The sequence below is a fragment of the Acidithiobacillus albertensis genome (assembly GCF_001931655.1).
GTDB lineage: Bacteria > Pseudomonadota > Gammaproteobacteria > Acidithiobacillales > Acidithiobacillaceae > Acidithiobacillus > Acidithiobacillus thiooxidans.
Genome location: NZ_MOAD01000110.1, coordinates 1 through 549, shown reverse-complemented (window position 1 = coordinate 549; position 549 = coordinate 1). Strand labels below are relative to the sequence as shown.

Genomic DNA, 549 nt, shown 5'->3' with positions numbered 1-549 from the left:
AAAATTGATCGGCAGACGCCCAAGGACAAGGCTCTGCATCTGATCGCCGACAACTATGCGACCCATAAACACCCGGTAGTACAGGCGTGGCTCGACAAGCACCCGCGTATTCACATGCACTTTACGCCCACTTCGGCATCCTGGCTCAACGTGGTCGAGCGTTTCTTTCGGGATATGACGACCCAGCGGTTACGTCGTGGGGTGTTCACCAGTGTGCCTGAACTCATCCAGGCCATTGAGGGGTACATCGACCACCACAACACCCATCCCAAACCCTTCATCTGGACCAAAACCGCCCGCGACATCCTACAAAAGCTCATTCGCGCCAACAGCCACTTAAGCAGCAAACAGAATGCAACACTACACTAGTTGATAAATTCCGCATGACGCCCCATATCTATGGATAGTAAAAACACGGGAGAATAAGCTATGCCTATTTCAACTAGAAAAATCGCTGCAGTTACCTTGGGTATTTTGGCGCTCTCAGGCTGTGCTTATGGCCCCTACGGCCGATATGGACATCCAGGGTATAACCAGCCACCTCCACCC

General features: G+C 52.3%; 1 protein-coding gene. It reads left to right on the top strand.

The features are described 5' to 3' along the window. Positions 1–369, top strand: a 369-nt coding sequence (locus BLW97_RS18375; RefSeq protein WP_207650661.1) for a transposase, incomplete at its 5' end; no start/stop codon positions are given. Positions 370–549: the final 180 nt, after the last annotated feature.